Raw genomic sequence first — 15,677 nt, forward strand, 5'->3', positions numbered from 1 at the left:
TTCGGATCGTCAGGCGCCGCAGGACCTCAGGAACTTGCGGGTGCGCACCGCGATCGGCAGGGGCTTGTCCGGCTCGCAGGGGTACATGTCCTGCTCGACGATGGCGAACAGGTCCACGCCCAGCTTCTGTGCGGCCGTGAGGACCGGTCCCAGCTCGGGTACACCGGCGGGCGGTTCGCACATGACTCCGCGCGCCACGGCGGGGCCGAACGGGACCTCGTTCTTGACCACGTCGGCGAGGATGTCCGGGTCGACCTGCTTGAGGTGCAGATAGCCGATGCGCTCACCGTACGTCTCGATCAGCTTGACGCTGTCGCCGCCGCAGTAGGCGTAGTGCCCGGTGTCCAGGCAGAGGTTGACCGCGTCGGAGTCGGTGGAGTCGAGGAACTGCTCGACGTGCTCCTCGGTGTCGATGTGGGTGTCGGCGTGCGGGTGGACGACGATGTCCAGGCCGTACTTGTCCTTCACCTCACGGCCGAGGCGCTCCATGCCCGTGGTGAGGTTGCGCCACTGCTCGGTGCTGAGCTCCGGCGGCTCCAGGATCTCGGCGGTCTTGTCGTCCCGCCAGAAGGACGGGATGACGACCAGGTGCTTCGCGTCCATGGCCTGGGTGAGGGCGGCGACCCGGCTGACCTGCTCCCAGGTGGAGTCCCACTCGGACGGGCCGCGGTGCAGACCGCAGAAGATCGTGCCCGCGGAGACCTTCAGGTTCCGCTTGGTCACCTCGTCGGTGAGCCGGGCCGGGTCGGTCGGCAGGTAGCCGTACGGGCCGAGTTCTATCCAGGAGTAGCCGGCCTCGGCGACCTCGTCGAGGAAGCGTTCCCAGGGCACCTGCTGGGGGTCGTCGGGGAACCAGACGCCCCAGGAGTCGGGGGCGGAGCCGACCCGGATGCGGTCGAGCGCGAGGGCCATGTCAGGACTTTCCTTCCGAAGACGTGGCTACGGGGGCGGTGAGGTCTCCCGCCTCGGGGAGCTCGTCGACGTCGACGCCGCGGACCTGTGCCAGCTCGTGCTTGAGGGAGGCCAGTTCGGTGCCGCCGGCCATGTGGTTGGTCAGCTCCTCGAGGCTGACCTCGCTGCGGGAGGCGGACAGTTCCATGGTGCCGAGGCGCAGCACGCTGAAGTGGTCACCGACCATGTAGGCGTGGTGCGGGTTGTGGGTGATGAAGATGACGCCCAGGCCCTTCTCGCGGGCGGCGGCGATGTACTTCAGCACCACACCGGACTGCTTGACGCCGAGGGCGGCGGTCGGCTCGTCCAGGATGAGGACGCGGGCGCCGAAGTAGACGGCGCGGGCGATCGCGACGCACTGGCGCTGGCCGCCGGAGAGCGTGCCGATGGGCTGCTCCATGTCGTCGAGGACGATGCCCATGTTGCGCAGTTCCTCGTCGGCGGTCTTCTTCATCCTCTCGATGTCGAGACGGCGCACGGGCCAGGGGCCCTTGGTCATCTCGGAGCCGAGGAAGAAGTTGCGCCACACCGGCATCAGCGGGACGACGGCGAGGTCCTGGTAGACCGTGGCGATGCCCTTGTCGAGGGCCTCGCGCGGGGTGGAGAAGCGCACCGGTTCGCCGTCGACGAGGAACTCGCCCTCGGTGTGCTGGTGCAGACCCGAGACGATCTTGATGAGGGTGGACTTGCCGGCGCCGTTGTCGCCGAGGACGCAGGTGACCTGATTGGAGAAGACCTTCAGGTCGACGCCGTGCAGGGCGCGGATGTTGCCGTAGGACTTGCCGGCGCCGCGGAGTTCGACGAGGGGTCGGTCCTTCTCGGGCGGCGTGTCCTGCAGGACGGCGCCGTGGGTGCCGGTTTCGTTGCTGGTCATTGCGGTCACCTCCGGGTCGCCGTGCGCTGGACCCACAGATTGATGAGGACGGCGCCGAGGAGCATCACGCCGAGGAAGGCCTTGAACCAGTCCGGGTTCCAGCCGGCGTAGACGATGCCCTGCTGCACCATGCCGAACATGAAGGCGCCGAAGACCGGGCCGATCGCGGAGCCGTAGCCGCCGGTGAGCAGACAGCCGCCGATGACGGCCGCGGCGATGTAGATGAGCTCCTGGCCCACGCCCTCGCCGGACTGCACGGTGTTGAAGGAGAACAGCTGGTGCATGCCGACGAACCAGGCGCCGAAGCCGACCAGCATGAACAGGGAGATCTTGGTGAAGGTCACCGGGACACCGACGGCCCGGGCGGAGTGCTTGTTGCCGCCGACCGCGAAGATCCAGTTGCCGTACTTGGTGCGCAGCAGCACCCAGGTGGCCAGGGCCGCGAAGACCAGCCACCACACGACGGTGATCTTGACGTTGACCCCTCCGACGGTGAACGTCGAGGCGAAGAGGTTCTGCGCCTGGGTGAAGCCGTCCATGTCGCTGATGTCGTCGGTGGCGACGTTGCCGGTGACCAGCTTGGTCACGGCGAGGTTCACGCCCTGGAGGATCAGGAAGGTGCCGAGGGTGACCAGGAAGCTGGGCAACCCCGTCTTGACCAGCAGCCAGCCGTTGAACGCCCCGATGGCGAGCGACACCAGGAGGGCGACGATCACGCCGACCCAGACGTTCATGGTCAGCTGGTAGCTGAGCATCGACGCGGTGAGCGCCGAGGTGACCACGGCGACACCGGCCGACAGGTCGAACTCGCCGCCGATCATCAGCAGGGCCACCGGCAGCGCCATGATCCCGATGGTCGACGACTGGTACAGGATGTTGGCCATCGAGCTGCCGTCGCGCACCGGCGGTGCCGCGAACAGGAAGAACACGAGCACGGCGACGGCGCCGAGGAAGACGCCGACCTCGGGCCGGGCCAGCAGCCGCAGCGCCATCGGGCGCTGCCGTGTCCGGCCGTCGGACTGCTTGGGGCCGGGGGCCGGCGGTGTGTCCACCGCCGGCGCAGCCTGTTGGGTCATGCTCATCACCGGGTGCCCTTCGCGGCGAACTCCCCGATCTTGTCGACGTTGGACTTGTCGACGAAGGCCGGGCCGGTCAGCACGGGCTGCTCGCCGCCGCCGCTGTAGTTGCCGTTGTTCTTGTAGAGCCACAGGCCATCGACGGCCAGGTAGCCCTGGAGGTAGGGCTGCTGGTCGACGGCGAACTGGATGTCGCCGGCCTTGATGGACTTGATCAGGTCCTTGTTCAGGTCGAAGGTGGCGATCTTCGCCTTGCTGCCGGCGTCGGAGACCGACTGCACCGCGGTCAGCGCGAAGGGGGCGCCGAGGGTGACGACGTAGTCGATGGACGGGTCCTGCTTCAGCTTGGCGGTGATCGTCGACTTCACGGACGGCATGTCGGTGCCGTTGACGTTCTGCGGGTCGACCTTGCCCTCGAAGGTCTTGGCCACGCCGTCGCAGCGCTGCGTCAGGCCGACGTTGCCCTGCTCCTGCATGACGCAGAGGACCTTCTTGGCGCCGACCTCGTTGAGCTTCTTGCCGAAGGCCTCACCCGCGACGGACTCGTCCTGGCCGAAGAACTCCAGCAGGTTGAGCTTCTTCCAGTCGCTCAGGCCGGAGTTGAGTCCGACGACGGGTATGCCGGACTTCTCGGCCTTGCCTATGACGCCCTTGAGGGCGTCCGGCTTGGCGAGGGTGACGGCGATGCCGTCGACCTTCTGGTCGATGGCGTTCTGGACCAGGTTGGCCTGGTTGCCGGCGTTCGGGTCGGCGGAGTAGACGAGCTTGATGTTGTCCTTGGCGGCGGCGGCCTCGGCGCCCTTGCGGACGGTGTCCCAGAAGGTGTCGCCGGGCGCCTGGTGAGTGACGAGGGCGACGGTCATGCGGGGCGTGGTCGCCTTGCCGGCGGAGGCGTTCGCGGCGCCTTCCTCGGACTTCTTGCCCCCGGAACTGCTGGAGCAGCCGGCGAGGGTCAGGGCCGCTGCCGCGGCAACGGCGACAACCGGCGCGATTCTGCGGGAGCGGGGGTGAGAAGAGCGGTCCATCTTTCCTGGCACCTCACTGTGCTACTGCGGGGGAAAGGAGGGGATCACGAGGGATCCGTGGTCCCGGAGCCTTACGGAGTCCGGATCATGATGCCGCAAACACACTGTTGCGATGCCACGGGATACAAGTCCCTGCCGCGCCCGCTGTCAATACTTTGTTAAGACATCATTTCACAAGCAGGTCCGAATGTAAGTACAAACTATTGACAGGGCCCTGCTCCGGCACCTACACCTGTTAGGCGGCAGGTCCCAGGTCACCCACGCCCCACGGTGTCAGGGCGGCTCCGGACCCGCATCCCCAGCTTCCCGAGGAGGTCGTGCATGGCCGGGCCAGCCCAGTATTTCGACTTGATCACGATGGGCCGCATCGGGGTCGACCTCTATCCCCTCCAGACCGGCGTCCCGCTGCCCCAGGTGGAGACGTTCGGGAAATTCCTTGGAGGTTCGGCGGCCAATGTGGCGGTCGCCGCGGCGCGCCTCGGACGCCGCACGGCGGTCATCACCCGGACCGGCGACGACCCCTTCGGCACCTACCTGCACGAGGAGCTGAGGACCTTCGGCGTCGACGACCGCTGGGTCACCCCGGTCGACGCGTACCCGACGCCGATCACGTTCTGCGAGATCTTCCCGCCGGACGACTTCCCGCTGTACTTCTACCGCCGCCCCAAGGCCCCCGACCTGGAGATCCACACCGACGAGCTGGACTTCTTCGCGATCCGCGGATCCCGGATCTTCTGGATCACCGGGACCGGCCTGAGCGAGGAACCGAGCCGCTCCGCCACGCTCGCCGCCCTCAAGGCCCGCGACAAGGCGGGCATCACCGTCTTCGACCTCGACTGGCGGCCGATGTTCTGGGCCGATCCCGAGGAGGCCCGCCCGTACTACCGCGAGGCGCTGCGCCACGCCACCGTCGCGGTCGGCAACCTCGACGAGTGCGAGATCGCCACCGGCGTGCGCGAGCCGCAGGCCTGCGCAGACGCGCTGCTGGAGGCGGGCGTGGAACTGGCCGTCGTCAAGCAGGGCCCCAAGGGCGTCCTGGCCGTGCACCGCGACGGCACCCGGGCCGAGGTGCCGCCGGTGCCGGTCGAGGTGGTCAACGGCCTGGGCGCGGGCGACGCCTTCGGCGGTTCCCTCTGCCACGGCCTGCTCGCCGGCTGGGACCTGGAGAAGACCATGAGGCACGCCAACGCCGCCGGTGCCCTTGTCGCCTCACGCCTCGCCTGCTCCTCCGCGATGCCCGCCGAGTCCGAGGTCGAGGACCTCCTCGCCGGGGTGTCGTCGCCGAGCACGAGTCACTGAACGGAGCCTGAATTGAACATCGGCATCCCCGACCTCACCACGGTCCGGGCCCGGAATCCCGAGGCCGTCGCCGAGGCGGCCGAACGCCGGGTGCGCAGGCCGCTGATCGGCGACAGCGGCCGGCTGATGATCGTGGCCGCCGACCACCCGGCGCGCGGCGCCCTCGGGGTCGGCGACCGGCGCCTGGCCATGGCCAACCGCGCCGACCTGCTGGAACGGCTCTGCGTCGCGCTGTCGAGGCCCGGGGTCGACGGGGTGCTCGCCACCGCCGACATCCTGGAGGACCTGCTCCTGCTCGGGGTGCTGGAGAACAAGGTCGTCATGGGCTCGATGAACCGCGGCGGCCTCGCCGGCGCCGCGTTCGAGATGGACGACCGTTTCACCGGCCACCGCGCCGAGGACATCGCCCGGCTCCGCTTCGACGCGGGCAAGCTCCTGGTCCGCATCGACTACGACGACCCGGGCTCGCTCACCACCCTGGAGTCCACCGCGCGGGCGATCGACGCCATGGCGGCCCGGCAACTGCCCCTGTTCGTCGAGCCGTTCATATCCCGACGGGTCGACGGCAAGGTGCGCAACGACCTGTCCGCCGAGGCCGTCACCCGGTCCATCGCGATCTCCTCGGGGCTGGGCGGCACCTCCGCCTACACCTGGCTGAAGCTGCCCGTCACCGACGACCCGGACGACATGGCCCAGGTGCTGGAGACCTCCACACTCCCCGTCGTGCTGCTCGGCGGCGAGGTGGGCGGCGACCAGGAGGGCGCGTACGAACGCTGGCGCAAGGCCCTGCGCCTGCCCACCGTGCAGGGTCTGGTCGTCGGGCGCTCGCTGCTCTACCCGGCCGGGGGCAGCGTGGAAGAGGCGGTGGACACGGCCGTCGGTCTGTTGTGAGTCGCTCTGTCGGCCTGTTGTGACCCGAAAGGCACACGATGACGTATCACCTCCCCGCGGGTAAGGCCCTCGGCGGCCCCTACATCGTCGACGTCACGCCCGAGAAGGCCGGCTGGGGACACTCCAGCCTGCGGATCCTCGAGCTGCCGCCGGGCGGCACGCACTCCTTCGAGGCCGGCGACAGCGAGTGGATCGTCGTCCCGCTGAGCGGCGGCTGCACGGTCGCCGCGGCCGACGACTTCGGCCGGGAGACCTTCGAGCTCCGGGGCCGCCGGGACGTCTTCAGCGGTGTCAGCGACTTCGCGTACGTGCCGCGCGACGCCCGGGCGACCGTGACCTCCGCCGTCGGCGGCCGCTTCGCCCTGACCGGCGCGCGCTGCACCCGCCGGCTGCCCGCCCGCTACGGCCCGGCCTCCGAGGTGCCCGTGGAGCTGCGGGGCACCGGGAACTGCTCCCGGCAGGTCAACAACTTCGGCGCGGCGGGCGTGTTCGAGTGCGACAAGCTCATCGCGGTCGAGGTGATCACCCCGGGCGGCAACTGGTCGTCGTTCCCGCCGCACAAGCACGACGAGCACCGGGCGGGCGAGGAGTCCGTGCTGGAGGAGATCTACTACTTCGAGTTCGCCGGCCACGACGGCATCCCCGGCCTCGGCTACCAGCGCGTCTCCCCGTCCGGCCCGGGCCGCGACACCGACGTGCTCGCGGAGGTCCGCGACGGCGACGTCGTCCTGATCCCGGACGGCTGGCACGGGCCGTCGATGGCCACGCCCGGCCACCACATGTACTACCTCAACGTCATGGCGGGCCCGGAGGACGAGCGCGCCTGGCTGATCTGCGACCACCCCGACCACGCCTGGGTCCGCGACACCTGGCCGGACCAGCCGGTCGACTCCCGACTCCCCCTCTACACCGCCCCGGAGACCTCCGCATGAGCGCCCCCACCCGCCGACTGACGACCGCCCAGGCCCTGGTGCGGTTCCTGTCCGCCCAGTACACCGAGCGGGACGGCGTGCGCCGCCGGCTGATCGCCGGGACCTGGGGCATCTTCGGCCACGGCAACGTGGCGGGTGTCGGCCAGGCCCTCCTGGAGGCGGGCGAGGACGTCATGCCGTTCCACCAGGGCCGCAACGAGCAGTCGATGGTGCACGCGGCGGTCGGCTACGCCCGGCAGCTCAACCGCCTGTCCGCGCAGGCCGTGACGACCTCGATCGGCCCGGGCGCCACCAACCTGGTCACCGGTGCCGCCCTGGCGACGATCAACAGGCTGCCGGTGCTGCTCCTGCCCGGCGACTACTTCGCCACGCACTCCGCCGACCCGCTGCTCCAGCAGCTTGAGCACCCGGTCGAGGCCGACGTGTCGGTCAACGACACCCTGCGCCCGGTGTCCAGGTACTTCGACCGGATCACCCGCCCCGAGGCGCTGATCCCGTCCGCGCTCCAGGCCATGCGCGTGCTGGCCGACCCGGCCGAGACCGGCGCCGTCACCCTCGCCCTGCCGCAGGACGTGCAGGCGGAGGCGTACGACTGGCCGGAGGAGTTCTTCGCCGAGCGCGTCTGGTACGTACGGCGTCCCGCGCCGGACCCGGTGGAGCTGGCGGCGGCCGTCGAGGCGATCCGGTCGGCCCAGCGGCCCCTGATCGTGGCGGGCGGCGGCGTCCACCACAGCGAGGCCGAGGCGGCGCTGAAGGCGTTCACGGACGCCACCGGCATCCCCGTCTCCTCCACCCAGGCGGGCAAGGGGTCACTTAGCCACGACCACCCCACCGACCTCGGCGGCATCGGCCACACCGGCACGGCCGTCAGCGACGACCTCGCCCGCACCGCGGACCTCGTCATCGGCGTGGGCACCCGCTACACGGACTTCACCACGGCCTCCGGCACGCTCTTCCAGAACCCGGACGTGCGGTTCCTCAACCTCAACATCACCGGTTTCGACGCGCACAAGCTGGCAGCGCGCACGCTGGTGTGCGATGCGAAGTCCGGCCTCGAAAGGCTGCTGGAGGAGCTCTCCGGCCACCGGGTGAGCGAGGCGTACGAGGCCGAGTACCGCGCCGGCAAGGAGCGCTGGGACGAGGTCGTCGAGGCGGCCTACCGCGCCGACGACGAGAGCGCGGTCCCGACCCAGACGCAGGTGCTCGGCGCGCTGGACGCGGCCGTCGGCGACGACGACGTGGTGATCAACGCGGCCGGCTCGCTCCCCGGCGACCTGCACAAACTGTGGCGCTCCCGCAGCCCGCGCCAGTACCACCTGGAGTACGGCTACTCGTGCATGGGCTACGAGATCCCGGCCGGCATCGGCGTCCAGCAGGCCGCTCCGGGTACGCCGGTGTGGGCGCTGGTCGGCGACGGCACCTACCTGATGATGCCGACGGAGATCGTCACGGCCGTCCAGGAGGGCCTGCCGCTCAACATCGTCCTCATCCAGAACCACGGCTACGCCTCCATCGGCGGTCTGTCGGAGGAGACCGGCGGCGAGCGGTTCGGCACCGCCTACCGCTTCCGGGCCGCCGACGGCACCTTCACCGGCGCCCCGCTGCCCGTCGACCTGGCCGCCAACGCGGCCAGCCTCGGCATGGACGTACTGCGCGCCAAGACGGTGCGGGAACTGCGCGAGGCGCTGGCCACGGCCCGTTCCTCCGACCGGCCGACCTGCGTGTACGTCGAGACGGACCCGGCCCCGACCGCTCCCCCGGCCGAGGCCTGGTGGGACGTGCCGGTGGCCGAGACCGCCTCCCGCGAGGCCGCCGTCGAGGCCCGAGAGCGCTACGACCGGCAGGTCGCCGGACGCCGTCGCCACCTCTGAACACCCGCTAAGTCCCCGCGAAGTCCTTGCTGAACTCGTGCTCCACGAAAGGCCGTTGCGCACCATGAAGACCATCACCCACTGGATCGACGGCAAGCCCGTCGAGGGCACCTCCGGCCGCTTCGGCCCCGTCTACAACCCGGCCACCGGCGCCCAGGAGAAGCAGGTCGCGTTCGCGACCGTCGACGAGGTGGACGCCGCCGTCGCCTCCGCCAAGGCCGCCTTCGAGTCCTGGGGGGAGTCCTCGCTCGCCAAGCGCACGGCGGTGCTGTTCAAGTACCGCGAGCTGCTGGACGCCCACCGCGACGAGATCGCCGAACTGATCACCGCAGAGCACGGCAAGGTGCACTCCGACGCGCTCGGCGAGGTCGCGCGCGGCATGGAGATCGTCGAACTCGCGTGCGGCATCAGCGTCCAGCTCAAGGGCGAGCTGTCCACGCAGGTCTCCACCCGGGTCGACGTCGCCTCGATCCGCCAGCCGCTGGGCGTGGTCGCGGGCATCACGCCGTTCAACTTCCCGGCGATGGTGCCGATGTGGATGTTCCCGCTGGCCATCGCGTGCGGCAACACGTTCGTGCTGAAGCCGTCGGAGAAGGACCCGTCGGCCTCCTTCCGCCTGGCCGAGCTGGCTTGCGAAGCGGGTCTGCCGGACGGCGTCCTGAACGTCGTGCAGGGCGACAAGACGGCCGTGGACCGCATCCTGGAGCACCCGGACATCGAGGCGGTCTCCTTCGTCGGCTCGACCCCGATCGCCAAGTACATCCAGCTCAAGGCCGTCGAGCACGGCAAGCGGGTGCAGGCCCTGGGCGGCGCCAAGAACCACATGCTGGTCCTGCCCGACGCCGACCTGGACCACGCCGCCGACCAGGCGATCAACGCGGCGTACGGCTCGGCGGGCGAGCGCTGTATGGCCGTGTCGGTCGTGGTCGCGGTCGGCGACACCGGCGACGAGCTGGTCGGCAAGATCGCGGAGCGCGCGAAGAACCTGAGGATCGGCCCCGGCAACGACCCGGCGTCCGAGATGGGCCCGCTGATCACCCGGGAGCACCGCGACAAGGTGGCGTCCTACGTGTCGTCGGCAGCCGAGCAGGGCGCCGAGGTCGTGGTCGACGGCACCGGCTTCTCGGTCGACGGCCACGAGGACGGCTTCTTCCTCGGCGTCTCCCTCCTGGACCGGGTGCCGCTGACGGCGGACGCGTACCGCGACGAGATCTTCGGCCCGGTGCTGTGCGTGGTCCGCGCGGACACCTACGAAGAGGCCATCAAGCTGATCAACGACTCCCGCTGGGGCAACGGCACCGCGATCTTCACCCGGGACGGCGGCGCCGCCCGCCGCTTCCAGCTGGAGGTCAAGGCCGGCATGGTCGGCGTCAACGTCCCCATCCCGGTCCCCGTCGGCTACCACTCCTTCGGCGGCTGGAAGGACTCGCTCTTCGGCGACCTGCACGTCTACGGCAACGACGGCGTCGCCTTCTACACCCAGGGCAAGGTCATCACCACGCGCTGGCCGGACCCGGCCGACGCGGGCGGCATCAACCTCGGCTTTCCGAGCAACTCCTGACGCCGAAAGGGGGTCATCCATGGCACACCGTAGGGGGGTAATCCATGGCGAGGACCGGTGACCGGGCCCGCACCGCGGCCGTCCCCGCGCTCAGCGCGCTGGACTTCGCCCTGGACCGGGGCAGCCCCGTGCCGCTGTACTACCAGCTCGCACAGCAGCTGGAGTCGGCGATCGAGCATGGAGTCCTCGCCCCGGGCAACCTCCTGGGCAACGAGGTCGACCTCTCGGTGCGCCTCGGCCTGTCCCGCCCCACGGTCCGCCAGGCCATCCAGTCCCTCGTCGACAAGGGACTGCTGGTCCGGCGGCGCGGGGTCGGCACGCAGGTGGTGCACAGCCAGGTCAAGCGCCCCCTGGAGCTGAGCAGCCTCTACGACGACCTGGAGGAGGCCGGGCAGGGACCCACCACCCAGGTCGTGCGCAACGAGGTCGTCCCGGCCTCCTGCGACGTGGCGGCGGCGCTCGGCGTCGCGGAGGGCAGCGAGGTCACCGTCCTGGACCGGCTGCGCTGCACCCACGGCCAGCCGGTGGCCCTGCTGTGCAACTACCTGCCGGCGTCTCTCATGCCCCTCGACGGCACACGCCTGGAGTCGACGGGCCTGTACCGGATGATGCGCTCGGCGGGCATCACCCTGCACAGCGCCCGCCAGCGCGTCGGCGCCCGCGCGGCCACGGCGGAGGAGGCCGCGCGCCTGGACGAGGAGGAGGGGGCGGCGCTGCTCACCATGCAGCGCACGGCTTACGACGACACCGGGCGCGCGGTCGAGTACGGAACGCACATCTACCGGGCTTCGCGGTACACGTTCGACTTCCAGTTGCTGGTCAGACCTTGACCGGACCCCGCGCACGGGTGCAGGGTCGTACATATACACCGTAAACATACGGTTCCCAATCGCACCCGAAGCGGGAGTCTGGCATGGCTCGCAGGAACCGGTCGCCGACCGCTCGAGGAGCCGGATCATCCTGGGCACCCTCGACCGTCCTCGTCACGGGCGGGGCCGGTTTCATCGGCAGCCATACCTGCGTGGAACTGCTCGACCACGGCTACGAGGTGATCGTGGTCGACAACTACTCCAACAGCACTCCGCAGGTATTCGCCCGGGTGGAACGGATCGCCGGCCGCTTCGTCGGCGCCGTCTACGAACTGGACATCCGTGATCGGCACGCCCTCTCGGCCGTCTTCGACCGACACTCCGTGGACGCCGTCGTGCACTTTGCCGCGCACAAGGCGGGGGGCTTGTCGACACGGATGCCCGTCCCGTATTACGACACCAACGTCGGCGGTACCACAGCCCTGCTGCGGACCATGCACGAGCACGGGGTGCGACGGCTGGTCTACCCGTCCTCCTGCTGGGTCTACGGCGACGCCGGCCGCGGTCCGCTCGACGAGACCACGCCCGCCCGGCCCGGCACGCCCTACGCGGCCTCGAAGTGGATCTGCGAACAGATCCTCGCGGACATCTGCCGCCGCGATCCCGACTACACGGTGCTGTGCCTGCGTTATCCCGTGCCGGCCGGGGCCCATCCCAGCGGGCTGCTCGGCGAGGACCCGCCCCACACCCCGGAGAACCTGCTGCCGTACCTCGCACAGGTGGCAGTCGGCCGGCGCGAGCGGCTCCCCGTGTTCGGCGCCGACTATCCCACCCGCGACGGCACCGGGATCCGGGACTACCTGCACGTCATGGACGCCGTCGAGGCGCACCGCGTCGCGCTGGACCACCTGGGCGGCGCGCCCGGAATGCACGTGTACAACCTGGGCGCGGGCTCGGGCAGCTCGGTCCTCGACGTGATCGACGCGTTCTCCAAGGCGTGCGGCAGACCCCTCCCGTACGATGTCGCGCCCCGCCGTCCCGGGGACGTCGCCGAGCTGGTCGCCGACGCCACGGCGGTGAAGCGCGCCTGGGGCTGGCACCCCACCAGGGACCTTGCCGACGTGTGCCGGGACGCCTGGCGTTTCCAGCGGCTCAATCCGGACGGCTACGTGGAGTCCGGGCCGCACCCGGAGACGAAGGACTAGGCCGTCATGCGGCCCCGGGCTTTCCGCGCGACCCGTACGGTGAGCCGTACCGGGTTCCCTGCCCGTCGGCTGATGGCCGTTCACCTCACGCTGGTCGGGGTCCTCACCGTTCTCTACATGAGTGTTCCGTACCTGCGCACACCGCTGTGGGCCCTCATCGGACTGGCGGGTGTGGCGGCGGTCGTCGTCGGAGTGCGTGTCCACCGGCCCGCGCACCGCCGGTCGTGGCTGGTGCTGGCCGCCGGGCTGCTGGTCTTCGCCGCGGGCGACACCTACTACAACGCGCAGGAGGCCTACTTCTCCGCGTCGAACCCGTTCCCGTCCCCGGCGGACGCCTGCTACCTCCTCGTGTACCTCCTGTTCGCCGTGGGGCTGTCCGGCCTGGTGCGATACCGCTGGACGAACCGTGACCTGCCCAGCCTGCTGGACACCCTGGTCATCACTGCCGGGCTCGCCCTGCCGGTGTGGGTCTACCTGGTGCAGCCGCTGGCCCGGCTGGAAGGGCTGAACTGGCTGCAGCGGGCGATCACCATCGCCTACCCGCTCGGGGACGTCCTGCTGCTGGCCCTGCTGGTCCGGCTCCTCATCCACGGCCCGGGGCCCCGCCCCAACCGCGCCGTCCAGCTGCTCGTCCTGGGCACCCTCACCCTGCTCGGCTTCGACATCGCCTACGGCGTCCTCCAGCTCAACGGCACCTGGCAGGCGGGCACGCTGCTGGACTCCGGCTGGATCGTGTTCTACACGGCCTGGGGACTGGCCGCGCTGCACCCCTCCATGGCGAGAACGACCACGTCGGACTCTTCGCCGCAGTCCCTGTTGCCGCCCCGGCGCCGGCTGCTGCTGCTCGGCATCGCGACACTGATCCCGCCCGCGATCCTCGGCCACGAGGAGAGCCAGGGCCTGGTTCACGACGCGACGGTGCTGGCCGCGTTCTCCGGTGTGCTGTTCCTGCTGGTGATCTTCCGGCTCGCCCTGATGGTCGTCGCGCACCGCAGGGCCATGAGCCGGGAACTCGCCCTGCGCACCGCCGCCGCGTCACTGGTCGGGGCGTTCTGGGCGGAGGAGATCGGGCGGGCCTGCGACGCGGCGGTCACCGCCCTGTTCGGGCCGCAGGGCCGCCACGTGACATTGCTCCTTCCGGCCGAGGAGACAGCGGACCTGTACGCGCGCCTGGCACGCTCGTTCCGCCCCCGTGGCACCGACTTCGGGGAGGCCGCGCGGGACGGGCCGGACGCGCTCGCCCGCAGCCGCACCCTCATGGTTCCGGTCCTCGCGCTGGGACCGGGCCTCGCCGCCCGGCTCGGCGACCTGCCGACCGCCCTGGTCTGTCCCATGGTCCAGCCCGAGCGGCCGGACGGCGGCGAGCTCCCCGGAGCGCTGCTGGCGGCCGGCTCCGAGCGGCAACTCGCCGAGATCCGCGGCTCGCTGGAGCTGCTCGCCTCGCACGCGGGGCTGGCGACGGAACGCATCGCGCTGCGCCGGGAGGTCATCCGCAAGGAGAGCGAGGCCTACTTCCGCACGCTGGTGCACAACGCCTCGGACGTCATCCTCATCGTCAACGACGACACCACCGTCCGTTACGCCAGTCCGTCCGCGCGCACCGTGTTCGGCAGCACCGCCCTCACCGGGACGCGGCTGCCGGACCTGGTCGACCCCCGGGAGCGGGACCGGGCGTTCCGCACACTGTCGGACCCGCGCGGCAACGGGCAGCAGGAGGCGTACGACCAGTGGCGCGTGGTCCGGGACACGGACCTCATCGAGGTGGAGGTGCGCTGCCGTGACCTGCGACGGGATCCGACCGTCGGCGGTCTGGTCGTCACCCTGCGAGACGTCACCGAACAGCGGCAGCTGGAGCACGAACTCACCCAGCAGGCCTTCCACGACTCCCTGACAGGACTGCCCAACCGGACGCTGCTGCTGGAGCGGACCGAACGCGCGCTGGGCCGGGGCCACCGGGAGGCGACGACCACGTGTCTGCTCTTCGTCGACCTGGACGACTTCAAGATCGTCAACGACACTCTCGGCCACGCGGTCGGCGACCGGCTGCTGTGTGCCGTGGCCGAACGCCTGTCGGGGACGCTGCGCCGCACCGACACGGCCGCCCGGCTCGGCGGCGACGAGTTCGCCGTGCTGATGGAGGACGCCCAGGAGCCCCTCGACGCCGAGCTGCTGGCCGCGCATGTGGTCCGCACGCTCAGCCGGCCGTTCCACCTGGCCGAGGAGTCGGTGAGCGTCTCGGCCAGCGTGGGCGTGGCCACGGCGAGGGACAGCACGGACGCCGGGGAGCTGCTGGCGCTCGCCGATCTGGCCCTCTACGAGGCCAAGGCGTCCGGCAAGCGCACGTGGCGCCGGTTCCAGACCCAGCAGCGGGTCCGAGTGGCGGAGCGGCACGACCTCCAGGCGCGGCTCGCCAAGGCCGTCAGTGAGGAGGAGTTCGGCCTGCGCTACCAGCCGGTGGTGGACATGACCGGGGGCGAGGTCGTCGGCTTCGAGGCACTGGCCCGCTGGCCGGAACTCGGGCCGGATCCGGTCCCGCCGGGGCAGTTCATCCCGCTGGCCGAGGAGACCGGGCACATCTCGACGCTGGGCGCCTGGGTGCTGCGCCGGGCCACGGCCGACATCGCCATGCTCCAGCACCGCGCGCGACGGCTCGACCCGCCGTACCTCAGCGTCAACGTGTCGGCCCGGCAGTGGCGGGACCCGACCTTCCTGGACGAGGTGTGCACCGCCCTGGACACCACCGGCCTCGCCGCGGGCACGCTCCAGCTGGAACTCACCGAGTCGGTGCTCATGCGGCGGACCGAGCAGATCGACGCGCAGATCCAGGCGCTGAAGGACCGGGGCGTGCGTATCGCGGTCGACGACTTCGGCACCGGGTTCTCCTCACTGCGCTACCTCCGGGACTTCCCCGTCGACGTACTCAAGATCGACAAGTCCTTCATCGACGGCATCCCGGAGGACCCCCAGCAGGTCGCCCTGGTCGAGGGCATCGTCCATCTCGCCGACACACTCGGCCTCCAGGTGATCGCCGAGGGCATCGAGGAGCAGCCGCAGCGGGACCTGCTGGCGGACATCGGCTGCCGGTACGGGCAGGGGTTCCTGTTCGCCCGGCCGTTGACGCTCGAGCAGGGCGAGGCCGTATTGCGGCAGCGGAACGCCGAGCGGGCGCCCGCACAGGACTGA

General features: G+C 70.5%; 12 protein-coding genes. 8 read left to right on the forward strand and 4 right to left on the reverse strand.

Annotation, left to right across the window (positions count from 1 at the left end; translation table 11 throughout):
* Positions 1-9: 9 nt before the first annotated feature.
* From QC385_RS10195 to QC385_RS10210, 4 genes are read right to left on the reverse strand one after another with little or no spacing between them, the layout of a single operon-like run.
* Positions 10-912: a sugar phosphate isomerase/epimerase family protein gene (locus tag QC385_RS10195; RefSeq protein WP_279540938.1), complete on the reverse strand. Its 903-nt coding sequence runs from the start codon at positions 910-912 to the stop codon at positions 10-12.
* Position 913: 1 nt separating this feature from the next.
* Positions 914-1,825 (reverse strand): ATP-binding cassette domain-containing protein, encoded by a 912-nt coding sequence (locus QC385_RS10200; protein WP_279540939.1) that lies wholly within the window; start codon positions 1,823-1,825, stop codon positions 914-916.
* 5 nt (positions 1,826-1,830) lie between these two features.
* A complete protein-coding gene (locus QC385_RS10205) occupies positions 1,831-2,907 on the reverse strand; it encodes an ABC transporter permease (RefSeq protein ID WP_279540940.1) in 1,077 nt (358 codons plus the stop codon).
* The gene (locus QC385_RS10210) at positions 2,907-3,926 is read right to left on the reverse strand and encodes a sugar ABC transporter substrate-binding protein (protein WP_150484315.1); all 1,020 of its coding nucleotides are present in this window, start codon (positions 3,924-3,926) and stop codon (positions 2,907-2,909) included. The genes QC385_RS10205 and QC385_RS10210 overlap by 1 nt, the downstream gene beginning before the upstream one ends.
* Positions 3,927-4,247: 321 nt before the next feature.
* Between QC385_RS10210 and iolC the strand changes: the two genes are divergently transcribed.
* The 8 genes from iolC (at position 4,248) to QC385_RS10250 (ending at position 15,677) form a co-directional block, all read left to right on the forward strand.
* Positions 4,248-5,225, forward strand: a complete 978-nt coding sequence (gene iolC / locus QC385_RS10215; protein ID WP_279540941.1) for a 5-dehydro-2-deoxygluconokinase — start codon at positions 4,248-4,250, stop codon at positions 5,223-5,225.
* Positions 5,226-5,237: 12 nt separating this feature from the next.
* Positions 5,238-6,116: a Cgl0159 family (beta/alpha)8-fold protein gene (locus tag QC385_RS10220; RefSeq protein WP_279540942.1), complete on the forward strand. Its 879-nt coding sequence runs from the start codon at positions 5,238-5,240 to the stop codon at positions 6,114-6,116.
* Positions 6,117-6,154: 38 nt separating this feature from the next.
* On the forward strand, positions 6,155-7,048 hold the full coding sequence (gene iolB, locus QC385_RS10225; protein WP_279540943.1) for a 5-deoxy-glucuronate isomerase: 894 nt from the start codon (positions 6,155-6,157) through the stop codon (positions 7,046-7,048).
* A complete protein-coding gene (iolD, locus tag QC385_RS10230) occupies positions 7,045-8,919 on the forward strand; it encodes a 3D-(3,5/4)-trihydroxycyclohexane-1,2-dione acylhydrolase (decyclizing) (RefSeq protein WP_279540944.1) in 1,875 nt (624 codons plus the stop codon). The genes iolB and iolD overlap by 4 nt, the downstream gene beginning before the upstream one ends.
* 64 nt (positions 8,920-8,983) lie before the next feature.
* Positions 8,984-10,480: a CoA-acylating methylmalonate-semialdehyde dehydrogenase gene (locus tag QC385_RS10235; RefSeq protein ID WP_279540945.1), complete on the forward strand. Its 1,497-nt coding sequence runs from the start codon at positions 8,984-8,986 to the stop codon at positions 10,478-10,480.
* Positions 10,481-10,524: 44 nt separating this feature from the next.
* On the forward strand, positions 10,525-11,310 hold the full coding sequence (locus QC385_RS10240; RefSeq protein WP_279540946.1) for a GntR family transcriptional regulator: 786 nt from the start codon (positions 10,525-10,527) through the stop codon (positions 11,308-11,310).
* A gap of 83 nt (positions 11,311-11,393) precedes the next feature.
* Entirely contained in the window at positions 11,394-12,494 is a 1,101-nt protein-coding gene (galE, locus tag QC385_RS10245) for a UDP-glucose 4-epimerase GalE (RefSeq protein ID WP_279540947.1), read from the forward strand.
* A 72-nt stretch (positions 12,495-12,566) separates the two neighbouring features.
* The gene (locus tag QC385_RS10250; protein WP_279540948.1) at positions 12,567-15,677 is read left to right on the forward strand and encodes a putative bifunctional diguanylate cyclase/phosphodiesterase; all 3,111 of its coding nucleotides are present in this window, start codon (positions 12,567-12,569) and stop codon (positions 15,675-15,677) included.

Source organism: Streptomyces sp. DH10 (genome assembly GCF_029813805.1).
Lineage (GTDB): Bacteria > Actinomycetota > Actinomycetes > Streptomycetales > Streptomycetaceae > Streptomyces > Streptomyces coeruleofuscus.

What these genes read in the sequence shown, in the direction of transcription:
- iolB (WP_279540943.1), top strand. Translation starts at nt 6,155, where the DNA reads ATGACGTATCACCTCCCCGCGGGTAAGGCCCTCGGCGGCCCCTACATC.
- QC385_RS10195 (WP_279540938.1), bottom strand. Translation starts at nt 912, where the DNA reads ATGGCCCTCGCGCTCGACCGCATCCGGGTCGGCTCCGCCCCCGACTCC.
- QC385_RS10250 (WP_279540948.1), top strand. Translation starts at nt 12,567, where the DNA reads ATGGCCGTTCACCTCACGCTGGTCGGGGTCCTCACCGTTCTCTACATG.
- iolC (WP_279540941.1), top strand. Translation starts at nt 4,248, where the DNA reads ATGGCCGGGCCAGCCCAGTATTTCGACTTGATCACGATGGGCCGCATC.
- QC385_RS10200 (WP_279540939.1), bottom strand. Translation starts at nt 1,825, where the DNA reads ATGACCAGCAACGAAACCGGCACCCACGGCGCCGTCCTGCAGGACACG.
- QC385_RS10210 (WP_150484315.1), bottom strand. Translation starts at nt 3,926, where the DNA reads ATGGACCGCTCTTCTCACCCCCGCTCCCGCAGAATCGCGCCGGTTGTC.
- iolD (WP_279540944.1), top strand. Translation starts at nt 7,045, where the DNA reads ATGAGCGCCCCCACCCGCCGACTGACGACCGCCCAGGCCCTGGTGCGG.
- QC385_RS10235 (WP_279540945.1), top strand. Translation starts at nt 8,984, where the DNA reads ATGAAGACCATCACCCACTGGATCGACGGCAAGCCCGTCGAGGGCACC.
- QC385_RS10240 (WP_279540946.1), top strand. Translation starts at nt 10,525, where the DNA reads ATGGCGAGGACCGGTGACCGGGCCCGCACCGCGGCCGTCCCCGCGCTC.
- QC385_RS10205 (WP_279540940.1), bottom strand. Translation starts at nt 2,907, where the DNA reads ATGAGCATGACCCAACAGGCTGCGCCGGCGGTGGACACACCGCCGGCC.
- galE (WP_279540947.1), top strand. Translation starts at nt 11,394, where the DNA reads ATGGCTCGCAGGAACCGGTCGCCGACCGCTCGAGGAGCCGGATCATCC.